At 64.4% G+C, this 23,668-nt stretch carries 17 protein-coding genes; 7 read left to right on the top strand and 10 right to left on the bottom strand.

Annotated elements, in window-relative coordinates; all coding sequences use genetic code 11:
• Position 1 precedes the first annotated feature (1 nt).
• Entirely contained in the window at positions 2-643 is a 642-nt protein-coding gene (locus tag NDB2M4_RS11930; protein ID WP_072375242.1) for a histidine phosphotransferase ChpT, read from the bottom strand.
• A 251-nt stretch (positions 644-894) separates the two neighbouring features.
• Between NDB2M4_RS11930 and cysQ the strand changes: the two genes are divergently transcribed.
• From cysQ to NDB2M4_RS11915, 3 genes are all read left to right on the top strand, one after another.
• Positions 895-1,719 carry a 3'(2'),5'-bisphosphate nucleotidase CysQ gene (cysQ, locus tag NDB2M4_RS11925; RefSeq protein ID WP_072375239.1) on the top strand — a complete coding sequence of 275 codons (825 nt, stop codon included), beginning with the start codon at positions 895-897 and terminating at the stop codon, positions 1,717-1,719.
• Between the two features lie 118 nt (positions 1,720-1,837).
• The gene (locus tag NDB2M4_RS19815) at positions 1,838-2,704 is read left to right on the top strand and encodes a DUF1134 domain-containing protein (RefSeq protein ID WP_171988088.1); all 867 of its coding nucleotides are present in this window, start codon (positions 1,838-1,840) and stop codon (positions 2,702-2,704) included.
• 182 nt (positions 2,705-2,886) lie between these two features.
• Positions 2,887-4,392, top strand: coding sequence for a coiled-coil domain-containing protein (locus NDB2M4_RS11915; protein WP_244536155.1), 1,506 nt, complete (start codon positions 2,887-2,889; stop codon positions 4,390-4,392).
• 56 nt (positions 4,393-4,448) lie between these two features.
• Here the strand turns inward: NDB2M4_RS11915 and NDB2M4_RS11910 are convergent, their stop codons facing one another.
• Positions 4,449-4,898 carry a bactofilin family protein gene (locus NDB2M4_RS11910; protein ID WP_083556238.1) on the bottom strand — a complete coding sequence of 150 codons (450 nt, stop codon included), beginning with the start codon at positions 4,896-4,898 and terminating at the stop codon, positions 4,449-4,451.
• Between the two features lie 582 nt (positions 4,899-5,480).
• Between NDB2M4_RS11910 and NDB2M4_RS11905 the strand changes: the two genes are divergently transcribed.
• The 3 genes from NDB2M4_RS11905 (at position 5,481) to NDB2M4_RS11895 (ending at position 12,734) form a co-directional block, all read left to right on the top strand.
• Positions 5,481-7,418 carry a metallophosphoesterase gene (locus tag NDB2M4_RS11905; protein ID WP_139247230.1) on the top strand — a complete coding sequence of 646 codons (1,938 nt, stop codon included), beginning with the start codon at positions 5,481-5,483 and terminating at the stop codon, positions 7,416-7,418.
• Positions 7,419-7,480: 62 nt separating this feature from the next.
• Entirely contained in the window at positions 7,481-9,298 is a 1,818-nt protein-coding gene (locus NDB2M4_RS11900; protein WP_072375223.1) for a GMC family oxidoreductase N-terminal domain-containing protein, read from the top strand.
• Between the two features lies 1 nt (position 9,299).
• On the top strand, positions 9,300-12,734 hold the full coding sequence (locus NDB2M4_RS11895) for an alpha/beta fold hydrolase (RefSeq protein ID WP_072375220.1): 3,435 nt from the start codon (positions 9,300-9,302) through the stop codon (positions 12,732-12,734).
• Positions 12,735-12,777: 43 nt separating this feature from the next.
• Here the strand turns inward: NDB2M4_RS11895 and NDB2M4_RS11890 are convergent, their stop codons facing one another.
• The 7 genes from NDB2M4_RS11890 to NDB2M4_RS11860 all read right to left on the bottom strand — a co-directional run bounded on the left by NDB2M4_RS11890 (position 12,778) and on the right by NDB2M4_RS11860 (position 20,627).
• The gene (locus tag NDB2M4_RS11890) at positions 12,778-13,248 is read right to left on the bottom strand and encodes an aminoacyl-tRNA deacylase (RefSeq protein WP_072375217.1); all 471 of its coding nucleotides are present in this window, start codon (positions 13,246-13,248) and stop codon (positions 12,778-12,780) included.
• Positions 13,249-13,430: 182 nt separating this feature from the next.
• Complete coding sequence (locus NDB2M4_RS11885) at positions 13,431-13,655, bottom strand: formate dehydrogenase subunit delta (protein ID WP_072375214.1); 225 nt, start codon at positions 13,653-13,655, stop codon at positions 13,431-13,433.
• Between the two features lie 25 nt (positions 13,656-13,680).
• The gene (gene fdhD, locus NDB2M4_RS11880; protein WP_244536154.1) at positions 13,681-14,496 is read right to left on the bottom strand and encodes a formate dehydrogenase accessory sulfurtransferase FdhD; all 816 of its coding nucleotides are present in this window, start codon (positions 14,494-14,496) and stop codon (positions 13,681-13,683) included.
• A 93-nt stretch (positions 14,497-14,589) separates the two neighbouring features.
• On the bottom strand, positions 14,590-17,496 hold the full coding sequence (gene fdhF, locus NDB2M4_RS11875) for a formate dehydrogenase subunit alpha (RefSeq protein ID WP_072375524.1): 2,907 nt from the start codon (positions 17,494-17,496) through the stop codon (positions 14,590-14,592).
• Positions 17,497-17,516: 20 nt separating this feature from the next.
• Complete coding sequence (locus NDB2M4_RS11870; RefSeq protein ID WP_072375209.1) at positions 17,517-19,073, bottom strand: formate dehydrogenase beta subunit; 1,557 nt, start codon at positions 19,071-19,073, stop codon at positions 17,517-17,519.
• The gene (locus NDB2M4_RS11865; protein ID WP_083556234.1) at positions 19,070-19,579 is read right to left on the bottom strand and encodes an NADH-quinone oxidoreductase subunit NuoE family protein; all 510 of its coding nucleotides are present in this window, start codon (positions 19,577-19,579) and stop codon (positions 19,070-19,072) included. Before NDB2M4_RS11865 ends, NDB2M4_RS11870 begins: the two co-directional genes overlap by 4 nt.
• A 127-nt stretch (positions 19,580-19,706) precedes the next feature.
• Positions 19,707-20,627, bottom strand: coding sequence for a LysR family transcriptional regulator (locus NDB2M4_RS11860; protein WP_072375206.1), 921 nt, complete (start codon positions 20,625-20,627; stop codon positions 19,707-19,709).
• Between the two features lie 380 nt (positions 20,628-21,007).
• Between NDB2M4_RS11860 and NDB2M4_RS11855 the strand changes: the two genes are divergently transcribed.
• Positions 21,008-21,835 (top strand): hypothetical protein, encoded by an 828-nt coding sequence (locus NDB2M4_RS11855; RefSeq protein WP_072375203.1) that lies wholly within the window; start codon positions 21,008-21,010, stop codon positions 21,833-21,835.
• Between the two features lie 98 nt (positions 21,836-21,933).
• Here the strand turns inward: NDB2M4_RS11855 and groL are convergent, their stop codons facing one another.
• On the bottom strand, positions 21,934-23,583 hold the full coding sequence (gene groL, locus NDB2M4_RS11850; RefSeq protein ID WP_072375200.1) for a chaperonin GroEL: 1,650 nt from the start codon (positions 23,581-23,583) through the stop codon (positions 21,934-21,936).
• Between the last annotated feature and the right edge of the window lie 85 nt (positions 23,584-23,668).

The raw sequence follows: 23,668 nt of genomic DNA, 5'->3' as shown, positions 1-23,668 counted from the left end.
CCTAAGTGTGCTTTGCAGAAAGGAGGATGTCGGCACCGTCCTGCAGTACGGCAAGGCGCATGCCCGCGCTCGTCGCCAGCCGGCAGGTGTAATAAGCCTGGATCGTCATCGCGTCGAGCGGCGGGGTGTGCTCGCCCGAGATGAACTCGGCAAGGTGCAGCGGCGCGCGTGCGTTGGTGCCGCGGCAGCGCACGAGGAAGCTTGGCGTCTCCATCGTGCCGGCCATCTGCACTTCGATGTCGCCGCCGCGCGGCAGCGCAGTGATGGCGCTTGCGATCATGTTGAGCAGCAGCTTGGCTTTGTCTTTCGGCATGTGCCCGGGCGGGCATTTCCAGTTGAGGGTATGCTTGCCCTTGCCGACGAAGCCGCGCGAAATCTGTTCGGCCGTGCCGAGATCGATCATCGCGCCTGCAGAACCAGCCGCGCCGAACGCGAAGCGGCAGAACTGCAAGCGCGCCGACGCCTGCTCCGTCACGTTGCGGATCACGTCGAGGGCGTAGTTCTTGGCCTCCTGGTCGTCGTCCTCGTCGAGGATTTCCAGACCATTGTAGATGGCGCCGACGGGGCCGATGACGTCGTGACAGATTTTGCTTGAGATGAGTGCCGCGAGTTCAAGATCAGTCGGATTGGCGCGCTCACCCATCGATGCCCCCTTCGAGATGTCGCAGAAACGAATGCTGATAGCCGGATTTTGAGACCGGCAGGCGGGACGCCCTCAACGCGCGCCAACTGGTCCGCTTGCGAAGTGCTGTCGCCATCTGATACACGCGCCGCAACTTCCATGCAAAGGTCGGCCCCGCGAATTGCTTCCCGTGCGGTGAAGTAGGCAACATGCGCGGTAGACCGGCCATAAGTCGGCCGATACTGGCTGGCGAATCAGGACGCGAACGGCAGATGAGGCTAGAGGAATACGGATCGTTGGTCGAGGCATTGCTTCCCGCAGTGATGGCTGCGGGCCGTGTCGAGATGGGCCATTTCGCTGCTGGCGTCGAGGTTTCGACCAAGGCAGATACGACTCCGGTGACGATAGCCGATCAGGAAGCCGAGGAGATCCTCACCGAAGCGCTGCACCGAGTGTCACCGGGCATTCCCGTTATCGCTGAGGAAGCAGTCGCGGCAGGTCGCGTGCCCGCGGTCGAAGATGCATTCTTTCTCGTCGACCCGCTGGATGGAACGCGCGCCTTCATCAAAGGCAGCCCCGAGTTCACGATCAATATCGGGCTGGTCGTCGGCCAGCAGCCCGTGTTCGGCATCATATACGTGCCGGCCCGCAGCGAGTTCTTCGCTACGCTCGGCCCTAATGACGCGATCGAGGCCAACATCTCCACCGATGATGTCTCGCCGTCCCTTTCGCGCTGCAACCTGAAGCGCCTGGCCACCCGCGTGCCCGACCGCAACGCGCTGGTCGCCTTCGCCAGCCGTTCGCACGCGACGCAAGACACCGAAGAATTCTTCAAGCATTTGCCCATCGCCGAACGGCGTAAAGCGAGTTCATCGCTGAAGTTCTGCCTCATCGCCCGCGGCGAGGCCGACCTCTACGCCCGGCTGGGCCAGACCAGCGAATGGGATACCGCGGCCGGCCAGGCGATCCTCAACGCCGCCGGCGGCTGCGTCACCACGCTCGATGGCAAGCCGCTGCAGTACGGCAAGCGCGAGGGCGGGTACGCCAACCCCTATTTCGTCGCCTGGGGCCGCGAACCGCTGCTGCCGCCGCAATAACGCCAAGCGCCCTCCCGCCGCCGGCCACACTTTCGCGCAACTTTGCGTCGAAGGATCGTTGCCAAGTAGGCCGCGGCCGGCTGACCGCATCAGACCTGCAACCATGATGGATATTCCGATGGCGCTGCATTCGCGCGGACGTCACATTCGAGGCACTCTCGTTGCCTTCGCCGTTTTGGCGTCGGCCGCAGCTTTCGCACCGCAGGCCTTCGCTCAGGAAAGCTCTGGCGACGGTTATGGCGCCTATTCGGGCGGCCGCACCGGCACCGACGATTCCTATAAACCCCAGGGCAATGATGGCTATCAGCCACAAGCTGGAGGTTCCGCCGGGCAGTCTCCCTATCGCTCCGGGGGCGCCTATCGCGAGGACGATAACTACAGTCGCTACGACGACAGAGCCGCCGCCGCGCCGCAGGAGCCGGCCCCAGGCTACGGCGAGCCCTATCACGCCCCGAACGAGCAGCCCTACGACGACCGCGGTGGCGGCGGACCGCCCCCCGGAGGCGGTTATTCACAGAATGAGATAATCGACGCAGGCGGACGCTTCTTCGGATCGGTCAGCAAGGGCCTCGCCAGCGTCGTCGAGTACGCGTTCCAAAAATCCGGCCGCCCGAACGGCTACATCTTAGGTACCGACGGCGGCGGCGCGTTTGTGGCCGGCCTGCGCTACGGTGAGGGCACGCTCTACACCAAGGATGCCGGCACCCATAAGGTCTACTGGCAAGGCCCCTCCATCGGCTACGATTTCGGTGGCGAGGGCTCCAAAACCATGGTCCTGGTATACAATCTCCAGGACCCATCGCAGATCTATGAGCGTTTTGCGGGTGTCCAGGGATCGGCCTACCTCGTTGGCGGCGTCGGAATTCAATTCCAGACCCACGACAATGTCACCCTGGCGCCGATCCGTTCGGGAATTGGTTTACGTCTAGGTGCGAACATCGGATATTTGAAGTATACCCGCACGCCTACCTGGAATCCGTTTTGAGTCGCAGCGCGGCTTCATGAGGTATGGTCCCGGTCGAAACGCGCTGGAATGGAAGCATTGCGCAGCCAACTCGCCAGTTTGAAGACTGAGATCCAGCGCCAGCGCCGGGCGGCACTGCCGCATGCGCGCGTCCCTGCCCTCTACAATCGGGGACCCGCGGCGTGATCACAATCGAGATGGTCATGCTGGCGACCTTGGGCTTCCTCACCGCGGCCCTGCTGGCGCTTTTCATTGCTCCGCTGTATCGGCGCCGCGTGGCGCGCCTCACCACCGAGGCGCTGAAGCGCTCGATGCCGCTCACCGAGACGGAAATCCGCGCCGACAAGGATCGCCTGCGCGCCGAATACGCCATCCGCATCCATAAGCTCGAGACCAAGGTCGACGAGGCCGCCGAGGCTTCCGCCCGCCAGATGGTCGAACTCAATCGCCGCGACGCCAACATCTCCGAACTCGAAGGCGAGCTGGCACGCCAGCGCACCTCCCTGGAGGAGCACGAAAACGCCCGGCGCGTACTCGAGCAGACGATCATGGATCGCCTGCCCAAGGTCGAGCATCGCCTCGCCGAAGCCCGCAAGCTGCTGTTCCAGCGCGACCGCGAGATCGTCTCGCTCACCCAGTCGAGCGAGAAGCAGGCGCGTGCCCTCGAGGAAGCAACCCAGATCAACGCCCAGCAGACCGATGAAGTGCATCGTCTGAAGGCGGCTTTGAACACGCGCGCATCCAGAAATCGCGACGGTTTCGGCGATCCTCGCTATGATGGCGAAGTGGCCCTGCGCACCGAGATCGAAGCCCTGCGCGCCAAGACGCGCGAGCAGACCGCGCTGATCGCCCGCCTGCAATCGCTCGTCGCCCGCGCTGGCCCGGCCGCCGAAGCCGCCGATGTCGTAACGGGCAAAGGCTCCGAGGCGATGCGCCCGGCCAAGGTCCGCGCCGCCGGAGCAACCGCTGCCGACGACGCAAAACCATCGCTGCGCGCCGCCGAGAGGCTGTCCGATACACCCGACCCGCAGGCCCAGAACGAGATCCGCCGCCTGAAGTCGGTCAACCAGGATCAGGCCGCCGAGCTTTCGCGCATCAAGGCGGCCCTCTCCACGTACGAAGTGGCCGACAGTGACGACCGCGGCGTCAAGGAAAGCAAGATCGCCTTGAAGGCCCGCCTCTCCGCACTGCAGGCACTCACCGACGAGCAGACGAGCACCATTCAGGCCCTTCGCGCCGAGTTGGCTGCTGGCAACGAGAAGCTCGCTCGCCAGGCAGCCTACTTCATGGAAGAGATGCGCCGCCTCGGGTCCGTTCCTGCCCCCGGCCCCGCGCGCAGGCCGGATGCCGCCGACTCCAAGCGCCCGCTCGCCGAACGCATCAATGATCCGCGCGTTGCCCGCTTCGTCCGTCCTGGCGCCGATGGCCAGCCGGCAAGCGCCGAGAGCACGCCGGCCCAGTCCAACGGAACCTCTGCTGGAACCGCGCCATCAGGCAATGCGTCTGCTGCCAATGCTGAAGCAGAGCCGCGCCGCGGTGGCGGCTTCCTCAAGGCTCTTGATGCCGCTACGCTTCCCGTAGAGACGCGCGTGGAGCACATGCCGGCCGGCGAGCACGCCAACGGCGAAAGTGCATCGCCCGAGATGAAGCGCACGCGCAAGGCGCGCCTGCTCGACCGTATCACCGGGCTCGACAAGAACTCAGCTTGAATGCGTGCGTAAATGGGAACGCGGCAGCTTGAGCCGCCGCGCGCGCCAGCTCAATCTCAGCTCGTCGCGTTGCGATGCGTGTCGAGATTGAGCTCCGGCTGCCAGTCGCTGGCGTCCCGCGCGCTGCGCACGCGGCCGTCGAACTGAGCGCCCTCTGCGATGATCAGGTTCTTCTGCACGATATCGCCGCTGATGCGCGCCGTGTTGTGCAGCGCCACGGTCTCGCCCCGCAGCTGGCCGTTCACCGCGCCATGCACCGTGAGATTGCGCGCGCTCACCGACCCCGTCACCTTGCCGGTTTCACCGACGGTGATGTCATCGCCGTGAATGTCCCCTGTGACCTCTCCGGCGATCAGCAGTGCGGTCTTGCACACAAGCGTGATCTGCTGTCCGAAGATCGCAAGGTCCGGCCCGATCACCGACACCTGTCGCGCCGGCGACATCATCGGCGCCCCGGAGGACGACGGCGTGAAATCACGCGAGGCGGGAGACGTTGGCGGCGTCATCGACGGTGCGCCAGGCACCTTTTGATCTGGTGGATTGGAACCCCGGCCGAACACGAACGCACCTCCTGCACCTTCCCCTGGGACTTTGTGGCAACGGACCACGGCCCGATGTGCGAATTATGTCGAGATATCGCCGCGATGCCGTGTTTTCGCGCGAGTTGCCCCGGGGCGCTGGGTTTAACGTTAATCCGCGAGGGCCGGATGATATGTGGCGACGCCCGCCGCGTGACGTCCCCCCGCATGATGCAAGCGCTGCTTCGGCGGCGGAGGCTGCAATCCGTCAACGCGCGCAAGCCGCTCACTCTCTATCGGTCCGGACAGCGCCGCACGCGTCGTCATCTTGAGACCGCTTCCGGCGCGATGGGATGCTCCGTCACCGGAGAAAAGAGCACGCTCATGCTGCGTTCATCCCACACATGATTTTTCTTGTGGCACGGCGCCTGCGCTCGTCCTGCAACACCCGGTAACCTGCTCGGCTGGGCGTCCTGGACTCATCCGGGTGCCCAACTTAGAGTCACTCCAACTCAAGAGTGGGCCGGGGGGCACGCTCCAAAAGAATGTTTGCGTTCGGGGGATTTCATAATGGCCGACGGGTCGGGGGAGATTGATTTAAGAGCACTCCCCAAGATGGTGCGCTGGTATAGCCCCGCGCATCTTGTCAGCACCGGCTGGCGCTCCGTCGTCTCGGAGATTTTCGGCCAATACGCCGATCAGCGCATCATGCAGGCGACGATCGACGGCTTCGCGCCCGAGATCATGAAGATGGTCGTCGGCCGCTATAACTACTCTGATCTCCGCGAGCTCGGCGACGGCGACAAGGTCTGGGTCGACTACATCGCCGACCTCGGCGACGGCTTCGATTCCACCTACGCCATGGCCTCGCTCGTCAGCCAGCCGCAGATCGACATCGAAGGCGTCGGCACACTGCCGGGTGCCAAGATGCTGATCATGGGCGGCGACCAGGTCTATCCGTTCCCGACGCGCCAAGCTTATCGCGAACGCTTCGCCATGCCGTACGCAACAGCGCTGCCGCCCGCGCCCGATGGCGGCTGGCGGCGTCTGCTCTTCGTGCTGCCCGGCAACCATGACTGGTACGACGGCCTTTCCTCGTTCGACCACATGTTCTGCAAGGCCCGCTTCGGCCACGCCGCGGAGAACAAGATCGGCGGCTGGCTCTGCCCGCAGCACCGCAGCTACTTCGCCATCCGCCTTCCGCACAACTGGTGGATCTGGGGCGCCGACATTCAGCTCGCGCAGTACCTCGACGCCGGACAGATCCTCTACTTCGAAGGCATTGCCCAGGAAATGAAGGCGCACCCCACCGAAGCGCCAAAGCTCATTCTCTGCACCGCCGAGCCGAGCTGGAATTACGACAAGGACGAAAAGCTCCAGGGCGAGGACAATCTTTCGACCATCACCAAGATCGCCACTGATGCCGGCGCACGCGTCGCCGCCGTCGTTGCCGGCGACCTGCATCACTACAGCCGCTACGAGTCGAAGGAGACCGGCACGCAATTCTTCACGGCCGGCGGCGGTGGCGCATATTTCTCTCCAACCCACTATCTCGACGACACGCGCAAGGTCGCTTGGGGCGACAGGAAGCTCGAGCTGAACCTCAAGTGCCAGATCAAGGACGGCAAGCCGACCGGCGAGCCGTCATGCTGGCCGTCACGCGGTGAGAGCCGCTGGCTCAGCCTGCGCACCCTCGCGTTCCCCTTCAGCAACTACGGCTATGCCGTCGCACTAGGCGTCATCTACTGGGTGATGATCTGGATGTTCTCGACCACGCCGTACAACGGCAAGACCGTCGGCGAGACCATCCTGCACGATCCGAGTTTCCACTGGTGGCCGGGTATCTTCATGCTCGCCCCGCTCGCCGCCGCAACCAACGTCATTCTCGGCATATGGTGTCTGGCGCTTTGGGTCGTTCTCTATGGGTACGCCGACAGTGCCTGGGGCAAGAAGGCCAAGCTGTTACTCGGCACGCTACATTGGCTCGCGCACATCGCAACGATGATCGCGCTCTATTATGCGGTCTCCTACGTCTCGTTCTATCTCGTCGAGTCCGCGTGGCCGCAAGCGCGTGAAGTCTTGGAAAATCTTGACCTGCGCACCACCCCTGACGTGCGCGAGCTCTTGCGCGCCATCGTCATTTTCCCGCTCATCATGATTTTCATCGGCGGCCTCGTCGCCGGCTTCGTATGGGGTGCCTACCTCACCATTTCCTGTCTCATGGGATTGCATTGCGATCAGGCCTTCGCCTCGATGGCCATCCCTGACTACAAAAACTTCCTGCGCATGAAGGTCGAGCCCAACAAGCTGACGATCTACTCCATCGGTTTGCGCCGCACGCCGCGCCGCTGGTCGTGGCGCAAGACCAAGGATACTGGCCTCGGCGCCGTCGCTGGGCCCGCCATCGTGCCCGCGCGCCCGCTGCGTCCGAGCCTCATTGACGGCCCGGTCGAGATCCGCGTCGGCGACTTGAAGCGGCCTTCAGGTTCCGGTTCGGCGGTGGTGTGAAATCTAGAAGCAGCGCCGGGTTTTCCATGACGAGCGTTGCCGGTAACGGGAGACGGAAGAGCATGCAGGCGCGCCTGGCGATGCCCGCTTCTAAGCTCAAAGCGCACTACGACGTTGTCGTGGTGGGGTCCGGCTATGGAGCCGGCGTCGCCGCTGCTCGCCTCGCCCGCTGTGGCCGCAAGGTTGCCGTGCTGGAGCGCGGACGCGAATTCCTGCCCGGCGACTTCCCCGAGAACGTCGCCCAGGCGAGCCGTGAAACACAGGTTTCCGGTGCGCGCGGCCACATGGGATCGCGAACCGCGCTTTACGATGTCCGCGTCGGCGACGACATCCACGTCATGATGGCCTGCGGCCTCGGCGGCACGTCGCTGATCAACGCCAACGTCTGCCTCGCGCCCGATCCGCGCGTTTTCGACGATGCTGCATGGCCTTCCGCAGTGCGCCGCGACCGGCTGCTGGCTGAGGGTTTCGTCCGCGCCCGCCATATGCTCCGGCCGGAAGCTTCCAGCCGTACGCAATCATACGAGAAAGTTCGCGCGCTCCGCCTCGCCGCCTCTGCTTTCGAGCGCTCCGTCGAACCGATCCCGCTGCACGTCTCCCACACCAGCGGCCCCAACGCCGCCGGTGTGCATCAGGAAGCGTGCAAGGAGTGCGGAGATTGCTGCGGCGGCTGCAACGTCGGCGCCAAGACGACCGTTGCCTCCACGTACATAGCCGACGCCGCGGCCTTCGGCGCAGAGGTGTTCACCGGGGTACGCGTGCTCTCGCTCTCCAAGGATGAGCGCAACGGCTGGCGCGTCTGGGCCATGCCGACAGACGAAGACACCCCGCGCGGACACAAGTATTTCGTCACCGCTGACATCGTCGTTCTCGGCGCCGGCACGCTCGGCTCCACCGAAATACTCCTGCGCTCCAAGGCTGAGGGACTTGCTCTCTCGCACTGGCTCGGCAGCCGCTTCACGTCCAACGGCGATGCCATCGCGCTCGCCTACAACAACGATGTCGAGGTGAACGGTATCGGCGTCGGCGATCCACCCAAGGCCGCCGTGCCGCCGGTCGGCCAGGCCGTCAACGCGCTTATCGATCTGCGTGACACCAAGGATGTGCGCGACGGCCTCGCAATGTGCGAGTGCGCGTTGCCGAGCGCCTTCGCGTCGGCGCTTCCCGCCTTGCTGGCCCCTGGAGCCGCGGTGTTCGGCGAGCACGAGAAGCGCACGCTCGGCGACGAACTCGAAGCCATCGAGCGTGCCACCGACAGCCTGCTCAAGGGCGCCTATCAGGGCGCCGTCCACAACACGCAGACATTTCTCGCCGTAGGTCACGATGCTGGTAACGGCGTGATGCGCCTCGACGGCGACCGCGTCGCCATTGAATGGACCAACGGCCCCGGCCAGCGCGTCTTCCAGCGCATTGAGGAAATGGTGCGGACGGCAACGCACGCGACCGGCGGCACCTACATGCGCAACCCGGCGACCGAGAAGATTTTCGGCGGCAACCTGATGACCGTGCATCCGCTCGGCGGCTGCACGATGGGCGAGACCAGCCGCACCGGCGTCGTCAACCACAAGGGCCAGGTGTTCGACACGAGCGCTGGCTCATCACCTGATGCTGTGCACGAAGGGCTTTACGTTTGCGATGGCGCGGTCGTGCCGTGCCCGCTTGGCATTCATCCGCTGCTGACCATCACCGCGCTCGCCGAGCGCACCATGATCCATCTCGCGCACGATCACGGTTGGCACATATCCGACGCGCCAACGCCCGTGCGCGCCACACAGCAAACTCCGGCTGCCGCACCATCGGAGGGAAGGCCGCGCGAGCGCAGGCTTCCCTGGTTTGCGCGCTGGTTGCGGCGCGCGCCCGCGCCGGTCGAGGGAGAGTAATATGCGGCGCTTGTCCAAGTCGGTCGCCGAACTGAAGTTGCGCTACGACGTTGTCGTCGTCGGCTCGGGCTATGGCGGCGGCGTCGCCGCCTCGCGCCTTGCACGCGCCGGCAAGAAGGTCGCCGTGCTGGAGCGGGGGCAAGAGTTCGCCATCGGCGACTTCCCCGATCGCATGGTCGAGGCGCAGGAGCAGTTCCAGGTCAGCCGCGACGGCAAGCGCATCTCCGGCTCTCCCACCGGCCTTTATGATTTGCGCCTCGGCAAGGACATCCACGTCTTCGTGGGCTGCGGCCTCGGCGGCGGCTCGCTGGTCAACGCCAACGTGTCGCTGCCGCCCGACCCGCGCGTGTGGGATGATCCGGTCTGGCCGCCCGAGCTGTCCGCCGATCAGACGCGCCAGGAAGGCTTCTCGCGTGCCACCGAGGTGCTGCGCCCTGTTCCTTATGAAGGCCCCGACCTCGCTAAGCTCAAGGCGCTTGGCGTAAGCGGCAACGCGCTGCGCCGGGATGTCGTGCGCCCACCTATCAACGTCACGCTGAAGAAGCAGGTGAACTACGCCGGCGTCGAGCAGCCCGCGTGCACCCTGTGTGGTGATTGCTGCTCCGGCTGCAATGTCGGCGCCAAGAACACGGTGCAGGTGACCTATCTCGCCGACGCTTTCCATCACGGCGCCGAGATCTTCACCGAGATGCGCGTGACGCACGTGCGCCAGGAGCGCGGTCGGTGGCGCGTCTTCTTCGAACCTCTCGGGCACGAGCGCGAGAAGTTTGCGGCCGCCGACCAATCGATCACCGCAGAGGTCGTCGTTCTCGCGGCCGGCACGCTCGGCTCGACTGAAATCCTCTTGCGCTCGCGCGCCGAAGGCCTTGCCGTCTCCGACCAGATCGGTGAGCGCTTCACCGGCAATGGCGATGTGCTGGCCTTTGCCTTCAACAACGACGTGCCCGTGAATGGCGTCGGCGTTGGCTCGCCCCCCGTCGCCGACATAGACCCGGTCGGTCCTTGCATTTCTGGCCTCATCGATCTGCGCGACACCGCCAAACTTAAAGACGGCATGGTGATCGAGGAAGGCTCACTGCCGTCCGCCCTTGCACCGATCCTGCCGGCGCTCTTCACGTTCGGTGCGGACAAGTTCGGTGAAGATACCGACCGCGGCGTGCTCGACTTCCTCGCTGAGCGCGCGCGCCGCCGCCAGAGCCTGCTGCTCGGAGCCTATAAGGGCGCCGTCAACCGCACGCAGACCTACCTCGTCATGAGCCACGACGACGGCAAGGGGCGCATCGCTCTGGATGAGCAGCGGCTGAAACTCTCCTGGCCCAAGGTTTCGCAGCAGGAAGTGTTTGAACGTGTGGACCGCAATCTGCGCAAGGCGACGCAGGCCACTGGCGGCAACTACACACGCAACCCGCTCACCGAGACCATCCTCGGCAATAACCTGATCACCGTGCATCCGCTCGGCGGCTGCGTCATGGGCCGCGACCGCCGCTCTGGCGTCGTCAATCACAAGTGTCAGGTGTTCGACGGCCGCCCGGAAGCACCGGCCGACGCCGTGCTCACTGGTCTTTACGTTTGCGACGGCTCCGTCATTCCGCGCCCGCTCGGCGTCAACCCGCTGCTCACCATCACGGCTTTGGCCGAGCGCGCGATGATCCATCTCGCCGCCGACCGCGGATGGGAATTCTCCGAAACGCAGCGCTACGATGCGCCGCTGCTGATCGCAGCTCCCGAAGGGCGCGAGACCATCCGCCCCGCCGGCGTCGAGTTCACCGAGCGCATGGCAGGCTACATTTCGCCCGTCGTCACGCTGCCGTTCGAGACGGCCGCACGCCGCGGCAAGGAGGAAGGCTACGCCTGCAGCTTCACGCTGACCGTCGTCGTCGATGATGTCGACAGCTTCATCGCCAATCCCAAACACCCGGGCCGCATCGTCGGCACCGTTGACTGCCCCGCGCTCTCGCCCGACCCGCTCGAAATCTTCGACGGCAAGTTCAACCTGATGCGCGTCGACGAGCACACCGTCGAGACCAAGCGCTTCGACTATCGCTTCTCGCTCGCCGCGCGCGATGGCGCCGAATACCAGTTCGTCGGCCATAAGGTCGTTCGTTCAGATGCCACGCTGGACCTGTGGCGCGATACCACGCGCCTCAACGTCGACATTTCAAAAGGTGCCGATGGCCAGCTTGGCCACGTAGCCCGCGGCCTTCTCGAAATCGCACCGTCCGATTTTTACGTGCAGATGCAGACATTGCGCGGCACCGGCGGACGCGACGTTGCCGACCGCATGCGCGCCGTAGCCAAGTTCGGCACCTTCTTCAGCCGCGAGTTGTTCGACACCTACGGTGGCGTCCTCGCGCGCCAGGGTCGCTACGACGCCTTCAATCCGCGCAAGAAGCGCAGCCTGCGCGTCCCCGAGCCCGAGGTGCACCTCGTTCGCACTGGTGACGGCAAGATCCTCAAGCTCACGCGCTACCGCGGCGGCAACAAGGGTCCGGTTGTGCTCGCTCACGGTCTCGGCGTGTCGAGCCTCATCTTTTCCATCGACACGATCGACACCAATCTTCTCGAGTACCTCATTGCCGATGGATACGACTGTTGGCTGTTTGATTTCCGCGCCAGCGTCGACCTTCCCCACGCGCGAGAGTTGTGGAACGCCGACGACGTCGCCGTGCAGGATTACCCCGCGGCGATTGCCAAGGTGCGCGCCGTCACGCGCTCATCGACAGTGCAGGTCATCGCCCACTGCTTCGGCGCAACCACCTTCACCATGTCGCTGTTGGCCGGCCTCGAAGGCGTGCGCTCCGCCGTCATCTCGCAGATATCGACCGACTACGTCGTGCCCTTCTATCCGCAGCGCATGCTGGCTTACTTGCGCGCGCCGCAGGTGTTCGAAGCCATGGGGATCGACGTCGTCAACGCGCGCGCGACCAGCGCCGATCCATGGCGCGAACGCATCCTCGACAGGGCGCTGCAGTTGATCGTGCCAGTGCCGCGCTCGGAGCGCACCCACGACGCAACCAGCACCCGCATCACCGCGCTATACGGCCGCCTCTACAACATTGCCCAGCTCAACAACGCGACCGTCACGTCCGGGCTCGCGGAAATGTTCGGGGAAGCGAATATCGAAGCGTTCCAGCAGCTCGCGCTGTTCGCGCGCAAACGTCATCTCGTCGACGCCGATGGCCAGGACGTCTACCTGCCGCACATCGACCGCATGGCGCTGCCGATCCTGTTCATTCACGGCGCCGACAACGCGTGCTTCAAGCCTGAAAGCACCGAGCGCACATTGGAGCGCCTCGCCGCGGTCAACGGTCGCCAGCTCTACGAGCGTAAGGTGATCGCCGGCTACGGCCACATCGACTGCATCTTCGGCAAGGATGCTGCGCGCGACGTCTACCCGCTGATCGCCGCGCACCTCGACAAGACCGCATCGATCTAGCTCTGGCAACGAGCAGTCGGCGGCAAAGGCGACGGCCTACTGCCTATGCCAAATCCGCGATCCGCGCCCGCCGCGCATCGCGCATGATGTTGCGAAACGCCTCGCCCGTCATATGCACGAGACTGCGATGGTCGCCGCCCTCGAGATAGATGTCCGGCTGCTTGTCGAAGCTCTCGTCGATGAACGCATCGACCGCATAAGCGTCGGCCAGCGCCGGCACCGCGCCAACGTCGCAATCAGGAAACAGCTCGCCGATCTCATCCTCGGTGGCCAGGTCGACAGGGCAGCGCAGCATCTTCTCGATGACGTCGAGCCGAACGCGCGCCGTGGCTGGCACCACAGCAACGACGAAACCGCCCTCGCGAGTCAGCACCACGCCCTTCGCCAGCCGGTCTCCCGGGACGTGCGAGGCGCGTGCGGTATCAAAAGAACAGTGGGTGCGCTTGTGGCGCATGACATCGTAGGGGACGTGCTTGTCGTCGAGGTATTCCTGCAGCGTCAATGCGATACCCATGGCTATCCTCCTGCCATATTCGCCGGCTGCGCCCCTTTAGCGCCGGTACGTGCCGGCAGCGCTATAGATAAGACTATGCCCCAAGCCGGAGGCTCGCAAGCGCACAGATGCGCAGGGAACCCGCGTTTAGCTAACCAACGATTTCACGGGAGCTCGACTTTTGCGCAGCTTCGCGCCGACCTTTAGGAACTCGCCTTTGCTTTTGCCGGCGGCGAGATCGCGGCCGTCACCAGCGGCGACAGCCCTTCCGCGCCGCCGTCAATGTAGTCGACGAGCTGCTTGCGCATGCGCGGGTCCCAGAAGCTCTTGATGTGATGGGCGATGCCGCTCAAGGCCTCGGTACGAGGATAGGCTTCGAAATAGGCCGCGATCTGATTGGCCATGCGGATGATGTCGCGGTTTTCCATGTCGGCGTTACTTTCCGAATTCATTTCACGAGTTGAGGATGACGACGCTGTCGCCAGCGAGCGACGCGACGAATAGATGAGCCTTGCGGGCAATGTCGAGTGCCAGCGCCGTCGGCGCTGATACGGTGACCAGGGCCCCGATGCCGAACGTTGCTGATTTCTGCACCAGCTCGAAGCTGCAGCGGCTGGTCATGAGCGCGAAGCCGGAATCGAGATCGACACCCTCGTCGGCCAGCACGCCAATGAGCTTGTCCAGCGCATTGTGCCGCCCCACGTCCTCGCGCACGTAGAGAATTTCACCATCGAGGCTCACCCAGGCCGCGCCATGCACCGTGCGATTGAAGCGGTTCATGACTTGCCGCTTGGGCAGCTCGCGTGCCGCTTTCAATATCGCTTCCGCCGAAGGCCGCACCGTCCGTGCGATCGGTTCTTGTACCCGCACGACATCGGCGATGTTTTCCACCCCGCACAGGCCGCATCCCGAGCGTCCCTCGATCGATCGGCGCGGCATGCGTGCTTCGGCCAGCGCCTCCTCATCGATGGCAACGTCCACCGCCCAGCCGTTCTCCACCGGCATGGCAATGACGCCAAGGATGTCCGCACGATTGGCCACGATCCCTTCGGCCAGCACGAAGCCGCGCCCGAAGTCGGTGAGGTCCGCCGGCGTCGCCATCATCACAGTGTAGGGCTCGGTGTTGATCTGCACCGCGACGGCCACTTCCTCGGGAAGCTGCCAGGTGACCGGCGTCTCCCGGCCGGAGCCATCGACGCTCACGCCGTTCGCCGGCACCGAGCACAAAGGCGCGGCGCCGGTTTCGGCTGCAGTTGAGATCTTGTCCATGACGGTCATCGCGGAACGATCAACGAATGTGCCGCGGCAGGGTACATGGCACGCAAGGCTCCCGCAAATTCATGCTCCTTGCGTGCCCGCCCGTTACTCGGCTGCGACGAGAGGCTTCTCGATCCGCTTGTTCTCGCGCTCGCGCTCCTCCCACTCGCCCTGCCATTCGGAAGGACGGTTGGATGGGTTCACCTGCACCGCCGTCACCTTGTACTCGGGGCAGTTGGTCGCCCAGTCCGAGTTTTCGGTGGTGATGACGTTGGCACCGCTCACCGGGAAGTGGAACGTGGTGTGCACCACGCCCGGCGGCACCCGATCGCTGATCTTGACGCGCAGCGTCGTGCCACCCGTCCGGCTCGTCACCGATGCCAGCTGGCCATCACGCAGACCGCGCACCTCGGCATCGCTCACGTGCATCTCGAGGATGTCCTCCTGGTACCAGACGTTGTTGTCTGTGCGCCGCGTCTGCGCGCCGACATTGTACTGGCTGAGGATGCGGCCCGTGGTGAGGATCAGCGGGAAGCGCGAGTTCGAGCGCTCCGGTGTCGGCACGAACTCGGTCAGCATGAACCGGCCCTTGCCGCGCGTGAACTCATCGATGTGCATCACCGGGGTGCCTTCCGGCGCCTCGTCGTTGCACGGCCACTGCACGCTGCCCAACTCGTCGAGCTTCTTGAACGAGATGTTCTTGAAGGTCGGCGTCACAGCGGCGATCTCGTCCATGATGGCAGCAGCCGACGTGTACATCATCGGGTAGCCCATCGCGGTCGCGAGACGGCACACGATCTCCCATTCGGCCATGCCCTGCTTCTCCTTCATCACCGGACGCACGCGGTTCACGCGGCGCTCGGCGTTGGTGAAGGTGCCGTCCTTCTCGAGGAACGACGTGCCGGGGAAGAAGACGTGGGCGAAGGCAGCCGTCTCGTTCAGGAACAGGTCCTGCACGATGACGATTTCCATCGACTCCATCGCGTGCGTGACGTGGTTCGTGTTCGGGTCGGACTGCACGATGTCCTCGCCGTGCACGAACAGGCCCTTGAACGTGCCCGACGAAGCTTCGTCGAACATGTTGGGGATGCGCAGGCCAGGCTCGCCGTCGAGCTTCACGCCCCACTGCTTTTCGAACAGACGGCGCGTTGCGTCGTCGGAGACATGGCGATAGCCCGGGAACTCGTGCGGGAACGAGCCCATGTCGCAAGAGCCCTGCACGTTGTTCTGGCCGCGCAGCGGGTTCACGCCCACGCCCTCACGGCCGATGTTGCCGGTCGCCATGGCAAGGTTGGCGATCGCCATGACGGTGGTCGAACCCTGGCTGTGCTCGGTAACGCCCAGACCGTAGTAGATGGCCGCGTTGCCGCCGGTCGCGAACAGGCGAGCCGCACCGCGGATCTCTTCGGCCGGAACGCCCGTGATGGCTTCCGTCGTCTCCGGCGAGTGCTTGGGATCGGAGATGAACTTCTCCCAGCGAGCGAACGCTTCCTTGTCGCAACGTGCCGCGATGAAGCTGCGGTCGACGAGGCCCTCGGTCACGACGACGTGGCTCAGAGCGTTGAGCACGGCGACGTTGGTCGACGGGCGCAGCTGCAGATGGTGATCAGCCGCGACGTGCGCGCTCTTGACGAGATCGATGCGGCGCGGATCGACGACGATCAGCTTCGCACCCTCGCGCAGGCGCTTCTTCATGCGCGAGCCGAACACCGGATGAGCATCGGTCGGGTTGGCGCCGACCACCATGATCACGTCCGACTTGTCGACGCTCTTGAAGTCCTGCGTGCCAGCGGACTCGCCGAACGTCTGCTTCAGGCCATAGCCGGTCGGCGAGTGGCAGACGCGGGCGCAGGTGTCGACGTTGTTGTTGCCGAACGCGGCGCGGATCATGCGCTGCACGGCATAGACTTCCTCATTGGTCGTACGCGACGAGGTGATGCCGCCGATCGAGCCCTTGCCGTATTTTGCCTGCGTTGCCTTCAGGCGCTCCGCTGCATAGGCAATGGCCTCTTCCCAGGAAACCTCGCGCCAGGGATCGGTGATCTTCTCGCGGATCATCGGGTTGAGGACGCGGTCCTTGTGCGTGGCATAGCCGAAAGCGAAGCGGCCCTTCACGCAGCTGTGGCCCTCGTTCGCGCCGCCGTCCTTGTAAGGCACCATGCGCACGACGCGCTCGCCCTGCATTTCCGTCTTGAACGAGCAGCCGACGCCGCAGTAGGCGCAGGTCGTCACGATGGAATGCTCGGGCTGGCCGTGGTCGACCACCGACTTCTCGATAAGCGTCGCGGTCGGGCAGGCCTGAACGCAGGCGCCGCACGACACGCATTCCGACTGCAGGAAGTCCTCGTCCATGCCGGCGGCAACGTGCGAGGCAAAGCCGCGTCCGTCGATCGTCAGTGCAAACGTGCCCTGCACTTCTTCGCAGGCGCGCACACAGCGCGAGCACACGATGCACTTCGAGGGTTCGAACTGGAAGTACGGGTTGGAGCGGTCCTTCTCCTGCCACATCGGGTTCGCTTCGCCGTTCTGGCGGGCGAACACATGGTTCTGGCCTTCATAGCCGTAGCGCACTTCGCGCAGGCCGACTTCGCCCGCCATGTCCTGCAGTTCGCAGTCGCCGTTAGCTGCGCAGGTGAGGCAGTCGAGCGGATGGTCGGAGATATAGAGCTCCATCACGCCCTTGCGGATCTTGGCGAGACGGTCGTTCTGCGTCGTCACCTTGATGCCGGGAGCAACCGGCGTCGTGCACGAGGCCGGGGTGCCGCGGCGGCCCTCGATCTCGACCAGGCAAAGCCGGCACGAGCCGAACGGATCGAGATGATCCGTGGCGCACAGCTTCGGCACCATGATGCCGAGATCGGCCGCCGCGCGCATGATCGACGTGCCCTCGGGCACGGTGATCTCGCGTCCGTCGATCTCGAGCGTAACCGTCTTGTTGTTCAGTGCATGGACTGCCGGCGTACCGAAGTCCTTCTCCTTGATGAGCGTAAGCGTCTCGTTCGCGCTCGTCATGGCGTTGCCTCTCGTTTTGTTCATTCTGCCGCCTCAGCCCGCACCGGGCGGTGGAAGTCTTCTGGGAAGTGGCGCAGTGCGCTCATCACGGGCAGCGGCGTCAGGCCACCCATTGCGCACAGCGAGCCGTCCGTCATCGTCTCGCAGAGATCCTTCAGAACCTCGAGGTTCTTCTCGCGTTCGATTCCGGCAATGATGCGATCCATAGTTTCGACGCCGCGCACCGAACCGATGCGGCACGGCGTGCACTTCCCGCACGATTCGATCGTGCAGAACTCCATGGCGAAACGTGCCATCTCCGCCATGTCGACGGTGTCGTCGAACACCACGATGCCGCCGTGGCCCACCATCGCATCCACTTTCATGAACGCTTCGTAGTCCATCGGCGTGTCGAGCTTGTCATTCGGCAGATAAGCGCCCAGCGGGCCGCCAAACTGCACCGCGCGCAGCGGACGTCCCGACAGCGTGCCGCCGCCGTAACCCTCGATCAGCTCACGTGCCGTAACGCCGAATGCCTTCTCGACGAGGCCGCCCTGCTTGATGTTGCCGGCGAGCTGGAACGCCAGCGTTCCGCGCGACTTGCCGACGCCGAAGTCGCGATAGAAGTCGCCGCCCTTGGCGAGGATGATCGGCACCGAGGCGAGGCTCAGCACGTTGTTGATCACCGTCGGCAGGCCGAACAGACCCTCGATCGCCGGAAGCGGCGGCTTGTAGCGCACCAGGCCGCGGCGTCCCTCGAGGCTTTCCAGCATCGAGGTTTCCTCACCGCAAACGTAGGCGCCAGCGCCCATGCGCACGTGCAGTTCGAACGTGTGCGGCGAACCCTGGATCGTGCGGCCCAGCCAGTTGGCGGCCGTGGCGACGCGGATCGCTTCGCGCAGGGTATTGACGGCGTGCGGATATTCGGATCGGACGTAGATGTAGCCCTTGGTGGCTCCGACAGCGATGCCGGCGATCGTCATGCCCTCGATCAGGCAGAAAGGATCGCCTTCCATCAGCATGCGGTCGGCAAACGTGCCGCTATCGCCTTCGTCAGCATTGCAGCAGATGTACTTCTGCTCCGCCTTCGCGTCGTGCACCGTCTTCCACTTGATGCCCGTGGGGAACGCCGCGCCGCCGCGTCCGCGCAGGCCCGAGTTCGTCACTTCGGTGACGATGTCGAGCGGCGCCATCGTCAGCGCCTTGGAGAGACCTTCAAAGCCGCCGTGCGCGCGATAGTCCTCGATCGACAGAGGATCGGTGATGCCGCAGCGCGCGAACGTCAGGCGCTCCTGATTTTTGAAGTAGGGAATCTCTTCCGTGAGCCCGTGCGTAAGCTTGTGCTTCTCGCCCTTGAGGAAGCCGCTCTTGAACAGGCTCGGAACGTCAGCCGGTTTGACGGGGCCGTAGGCAACGCGGCCGCGCGGGGTCTCCACCTCGACCAGCGGCTCCAGCCACAGCATGCCACGCGAGCCGTTACGGACGATCTCGACTTTCGTGTTGCGCTTCTTGGCTTCGGCGATGATGGCCTTGGCGACGGCATCGGCGCCCATCGACAGGGCAGCGGCATCGCGCGGAACGAAAATCCGGGTGGTCATGCTGAGCCCCCGCGGTCAAGGTCGGAAAGAATGCTGTCGAAGCGCTCCTTGTCGACGCAGCCATAGAGATCGCCATCGATCATCATGGCCGGCGAGAGCGCGCAGTTGCCGAGGCAGTACACGGCCTCGAGGCTGAACTGGCCGTCGGCGGTCGTCTCGCCGAACTTGATGCGCAGCTTTTCCTCTGCGTGACGGCACAGGTTCTGCGTATGCATCGCCTGACAGGCTTCGGCGCGGCAGATCTTGATGTTATGGCGCCCGCCCGGCGTGCGGCGGAACTCGTGATAGAATGTCAGCACGCCGTAGATTTCGGCGCGCGAGCGATTAAGCACGTTGGCGATGGCCGGCAGCACCTGCTCAGGCACATATCCAAGCTCATGCTGAAGCTCATGGAAGATCTCGAGCAGCTCGTCCGGCCGGTTGTCATGAGCAGCGCAAATCGTCAGCGCAAGCTCCTCCGCACCCGGGGGTGGCTCAATCACTACTTCTGGAGTATACTTAGTCATTCACCTGGTGCCTTTACGGCTCTTGCTGGAAGGGTGACTTGTCTCAACTTGCTCGCGGCGGATCAAATTGGCCCTCTCGATGTGCTGATCGAGCCCGCCAATGCTGCAATGCACAATTGGGCCGGGCTTAAGCTTCGACCCTTTCGCTGAAGCTCACCGGAGCGAGCAGGGCCGCGGTTTCACGCATTGCCTCGATCAGTGGAGACAGCGGATCGCGTGCCGCCACCACTAAGCCAACGCTGTGTTCGACCGTCGGTTCGTCGAGCGGAATGGCCTTTACGCCCGACATATTTCCCAACACATCCAATATATATTGGGGCATCACGCTCGCCAGACCCATCAAGCGAACATTTGAACACAAATTGATGACCGAGTTTGTCTCGAGCCGCGGGCTCGGATGGCACTTCGCCTTCTCGAACGCGCGATCGATGATGCGCCGGTTCTGCATGTTGTTGGTGAGAAGGCAGAGCGGCTCGTTGGCGGCCTCGCGCCATGTCACCGATTTTCGCTCCGCAAGCAGATGCCCTTCAGGCACAAAAAGGCAGTATCGCTCGATGTAGAGCGGGGTCGCCAGCATGCCCTCGATCGGCTCGCTGTCGAGATATGTGATGCCGACGTCGACCGAGAAGTCCACGATCCCGCGCAGGATCTCCTCCGAGCTTTGCGACAGCACGGTGAAGTCGATCCCGGGATGAATTTTGCGGATCTTCTTCGTGAGCAGTGGGATCATCGGCAGCGCTGATGGGATGCCGCCCATCACCAGCCGCCCCGTCAGCCCGACGTCGTGATCCTTGAGGTGCCCGAGCTCCTCCTGCATCGACTGCCAGTTCTTGAGAATGACCTGTGCCCACTTGAGCACCTTCTCGCCTTCCGGCGTCAGCCCCTGGTAGCGCTGTCCGCGCTCGACGATGGGAATGCCCAGCTCTAGCTCGAGCTGCCGTATGCGCCCTGACAGCGTCGGCTGCGTCACGTTGCACGCCGTCGCCGCACGCGTGAAGTGCTTCTCGCGCGCAAGTGCCGCCAGATACTGAAGCTGTCGGATGTCCATCGTGCCCCTCCCGAGGCAGGTGTGCGCAGCCCTAGCCGGGCTCGCGTCCTGGGGGAGGGCTCGCGCTTGCGAGCCTCACCGCTAACATAATCATCAACTGGTGGCTCAGGAAGGTAATTGTGCCCGCATTTCCAACGCCATGTTGTTGCCTTGGACCCGTTTATTATTCCCCACGAGCGCGGCACGCCTTCGCAGCAACCTGCTGCACGGGGACGGGGTGAACTCCCCACGGCGGCCCGCATGAGCCCAGCTAGGCCAAGAGCCGACAAAAAAACTGCGGGCAAACTATGGGTGGGCGGGACGTCAATGTCCCGTGGTGGTAGTCAGTAGGCGCACCTTGTGGTCGCCAATTTGGCCCGTGAGGGCCTGGGGTATAGCGTATGAATGCCCACGCAAGCTCATGCTTCGTAAGCCTCTTTGTCTCCGTGATCGCGGCGCCAATCGCCTGCGCGCAGGAGACTGCTCAGCAATCGTCTCCCGTTTCGGAAAGCGTCCCGGCAATCACGCTGCCTGCTTTCCTCGATGCTGCCCGCGCGGCAGACTTCGAGGCCGCTTGGCGCGGTCGCTTCGCGTCTGCCTCCGTGGCGGCCGCACGTCCCATCCGCGATCCTGAAGGCTCCACAATCGACAAAGCCCGCGCGACGCTCTCCCGCGCCGAGCAGATGAGCGTCACAGCCGCTGCCGTGCGCGATCGTGCCGAGGAATTGAGCCGCCGCTTCGCAGCCGAAGCCGAAGCGACAGCGGCCGCCGCTGCTGCAACTCGAGCTGCCGACGAGGTCATCGCCACCGTGACCCCGACCGCGACGGCCCCTGCCGAAACAGGATCGGTTGCAGCCGTGCCGGCCACTGCTGCCACGGACGGCGATGCACAGGCTCAGCTCACGCAAGTCTCCGCGCAAGTCGATCCGCCGGCCACCGCCAGCATCGCCGCCCCCGTCAGCATGCTTGGCGGCCCGCCGATCGAGGACGAGCCTACGGCGAATTCTGCGGCGCCCGTCATCGAGGACATGGCGGCAAAGCCCGCCAAGATAGCCAAGCGCCCGGTGTCTGCAACCCGCGCGCAGGCCGAGACGCGTCCCGCCACGCCAAAGTCGCTGTCGCGCGAGAGCTACTCGCTCGCCGTCTCGCCGAGCCCGACCCAGCCGGATCAGAACATCATGATGCCGACCGAGCTGGGCGCTTTCGGATGGGGCTCTCAGCCGAACTGATCCGGGCGCCTCCAAACCGCGTCCCATAAGAAAAGCCGCCCGCAAGTGACCTTGCAGGCGGCTCTTTTCTTTCGGCAGTTCGGCAGATAGCGGCGGGCTTACATGCCCATGCCACCCATACCGCCCATGCCACCCATTCCGCCGCCGCCATGCGAATGGCCGTCGTCGCTCTTCGGCGTCTCCGCAACGGCAGCCTCGGTGGTGATCAGCAGGCCAGCGATCGAAGCCGCATCCTGCAGCGCCACGCGCACGACCTTCGCCGGATCGATGATGCCCTTCTCGAGCAAGTCGCCGTACTCGTCGTTCTGGGCGTCGTAACCGAAGCCTGCACCCTTGGTCTCCAGGATCTTGCCGACCACGATCGAGCCTTCGACGCCCGCATTCGCGGCGATCTGGCGGATAGGAGCCTGCAGCGCGCGGCGCACGATGGCGATGCCCGCTTCCTGGTCGGGGTTGTCACCCTTGACGGTCAGCGCATTGCCGGCCTTCAGCAGCATCACGCCGCCGCCCGGTACGACGCCTTCCTCGACCGCAGCGCGGGTCGCATTGAGCGCGTCGTCGACGCGATCCTTGCGCTCCTTCACCTCGACCTCGGTGACGCCGCCGACGCGGATCACAGCAACGCCACCGGCAAGCTTCGCCAGACGCTCCTGCAGCTTCTCGCGGTCGTAGTCCGAGGTGGTTTCCTCGATCTGCGCCTTGATCTGGCCGACACGGGCTTCGATGTCTTTCTTCTTGCCGGCGCCGTCGACGATCGTCGTGTCTTCCTTGGTGATCGTCACGCGCTTGGCGCGGCCGAGCATCTCCAGAGTCACGTTCTCGAGCTTGATGCCGAGATCTTCGGAGACCGTCTGGCCGCCGGTGAGAACAGCGATGTCCTCCAGCATGGCCTTGCGGCGATCGCCGAAGCCCGGAGCCTTGACGGCAGCAACCTTGAGGCCGCCACGAAGCTTGTTGACGACGAGCGTGGCAAGCGCCTCGCCCTCGACCTCTTCAGCGATGATCAGCAGCGGACGGCCGGTCTGCACCACGGATTCCAGCACTGGCAGCAGCTGCTGCAGGTTCGACAGCTTCTTCTCGTGGATGAGGATGTAAGGATCCTCGAGCTCCGCGACCATCTTCTCGGCGTTGGTCACGAAGTAGGGCGAGAGGTAGCCGCGGTCGAACTGCATGCCCTCGACGACTTCCAGCTCGGTGTCGAGGCTCTTGGCCTCTTCAACCGTGATGACGCCCTCGTTGCCGACCTTCTGCATCGCCTCGGCGATCATCTCGCCGATCTCTTTCTCGCCGTTCGCCGAAATGGTGCCGACCTGGGCGATCTCGCCCGAGTTCTTCACCTTCTTGGCCTTCTTGCCGATCTCCTCGACGACCTGCATCACGGCCTTGTCGATGCCGCGCTTCAGATCCATCGGGTTCATGCCGGCGGCAACGGCCTTGAGGCCTTCGCGCACGATCGCCTGGGCGAGAACCGTGGCGGTCGTGGTGCCGTCACCGGCGAGGTCGTTGGTCTTCTGGGCGACTTCGCGCACCATCTGTGCGCCCATGTTCTCGAACTTGTCCTCGAGTTCGATCTCCTTGGCGACGGTGACGCCGTCCTTCGTGGTGCGCGGAGCGCCGAAGGACCTCTCGATCACCACGTTGCGGCCCTTGGGGCCGAGGGTGACCTTGACGGCATTGGCGAGCGTGTCGACGCCCCGGAGCAGACGCTCACGGGCATCGGCGGAAAAGCGTACGTCTTTGGCGGCCATTGAATGGTTCCTACGAATTGGGGATAGGGGAAGGCGTTAGGCAGTAGGCAGCTGATGGTGCGGTACAGTCGGGCTCTACTGCCCA

Origin of the sequence: Hyphomicrobium sp. NDB2Meth4, from assembly GCF_900117445.1 — a bacterium.
Taxonomy (GTDB): domain Bacteria; phylum Pseudomonadota; class Alphaproteobacteria; order Rhizobiales; family Hyphomicrobiaceae; genus Hyphomicrobium_A.
The sequence above is the reverse complement of the archived record's forward strand: the minus strand, read 5'-3'. Positions and strand labels throughout refer to the sequence as shown.

Bases quoted from the DNA above. Each gene is read 5' to 3' on its own strand.
- NDB2M4_RS11930 (WP_072375242.1), bottom strand. From the start codon at position 643: ATGGGTGAGCGCGCCAATCCGACTGATCTTGAACTCGCGGCACTCATC.
- cysQ (WP_072375239.1), top strand. From the start codon at position 895: ATGAGGCTAGAGGAATACGGATCGTTGGTCGAGGCATTGCTTCCCGCA.
- NDB2M4_RS11865 (WP_083556234.1), bottom strand. From the start codon at position 19,579: ATGACTAAGTATACTCCAGAAGTAGTGATTGAGCCACCCCCGGGTGCG.
- NDB2M4_RS11860 (WP_072375206.1), bottom strand. From the start codon at position 20,627: ATGGACATCCGACAGCTTCAGTATCTGGCGGCACTTGCGCGCGAGAAG.
- groL (WP_072375200.1), bottom strand. From the start codon at position 23,583: ATGGCCGCCAAAGACGTACGCTTTTCCGCCGATGCCCGTGAGCGTCTG.
- NDB2M4_RS19815 (WP_171988088.1), top strand. From the start codon at position 1,838: ATGGCGCTGCATTCGCGCGGACGTCACATTCGAGGCACTCTCGTTGCC.
- NDB2M4_RS11890 (WP_072375217.1), bottom strand. From the start codon at position 13,248: ATGGGTATCGCATTGACGCTGCAGGAATACCTCGACGACAAGCACGTC.
- NDB2M4_RS11915 (WP_244536155.1), top strand. From the start codon at position 2,887: ATGCTGGCGACCTTGGGCTTCCTCACCGCGGCCCTGCTGGCGCTTTTC.
- fdhF (WP_072375524.1), bottom strand. From the start codon at position 17,496: ATGACGAGCGCGAACGAGACGCTTACGCTCATCAAGGAGAAGGACTTC.
- NDB2M4_RS11895 (WP_072375220.1), top strand. From the start codon at position 9,300: ATGCGGCGCTTGTCCAAGTCGGTCGCCGAACTGAAGTTGCGCTACGAC.
- fdhD (WP_244536154.1), bottom strand. From the start codon at position 14,496: ATGGACAAGATCTCAACTGCAGCCGAAACCGGCGCCGCGCCTTTGTGC.
- NDB2M4_RS11910 (WP_083556238.1), bottom strand. From the start codon at position 4,898: ATGACGCCGCCAACGTCTCCCGCCTCGCGTGATTTCACGCCGTCGTCC.
- NDB2M4_RS11855 (WP_072375203.1), top strand. From the start codon at position 21,008: ATGAATGCCCACGCAAGCTCATGCTTCGTAAGCCTCTTTGTCTCCGTG.
- NDB2M4_RS11900 (WP_072375223.1), top strand. From the start codon at position 7,481: ATGCAGGCGCGCCTGGCGATGCCCGCTTCTAAGCTCAAAGCGCACTAC.
- NDB2M4_RS11885 (WP_072375214.1), bottom strand. From the start codon at position 13,655: ATGGAAAACCGCGACATCATCCGCATGGCCAATCAGATCGCGGCCTAT.
- NDB2M4_RS11870 (WP_072375209.1), bottom strand. From the start codon at position 19,073: ATGACCACCCGGATTTTCGTTCCGCGCGATGCCGCTGCCCTGTCGATG.
- NDB2M4_RS11905 (WP_139247230.1), top strand. From the start codon at position 5,481: ATGGCCGACGGGTCGGGGGAGATTGATTTAAGAGCACTCCCCAAGATG.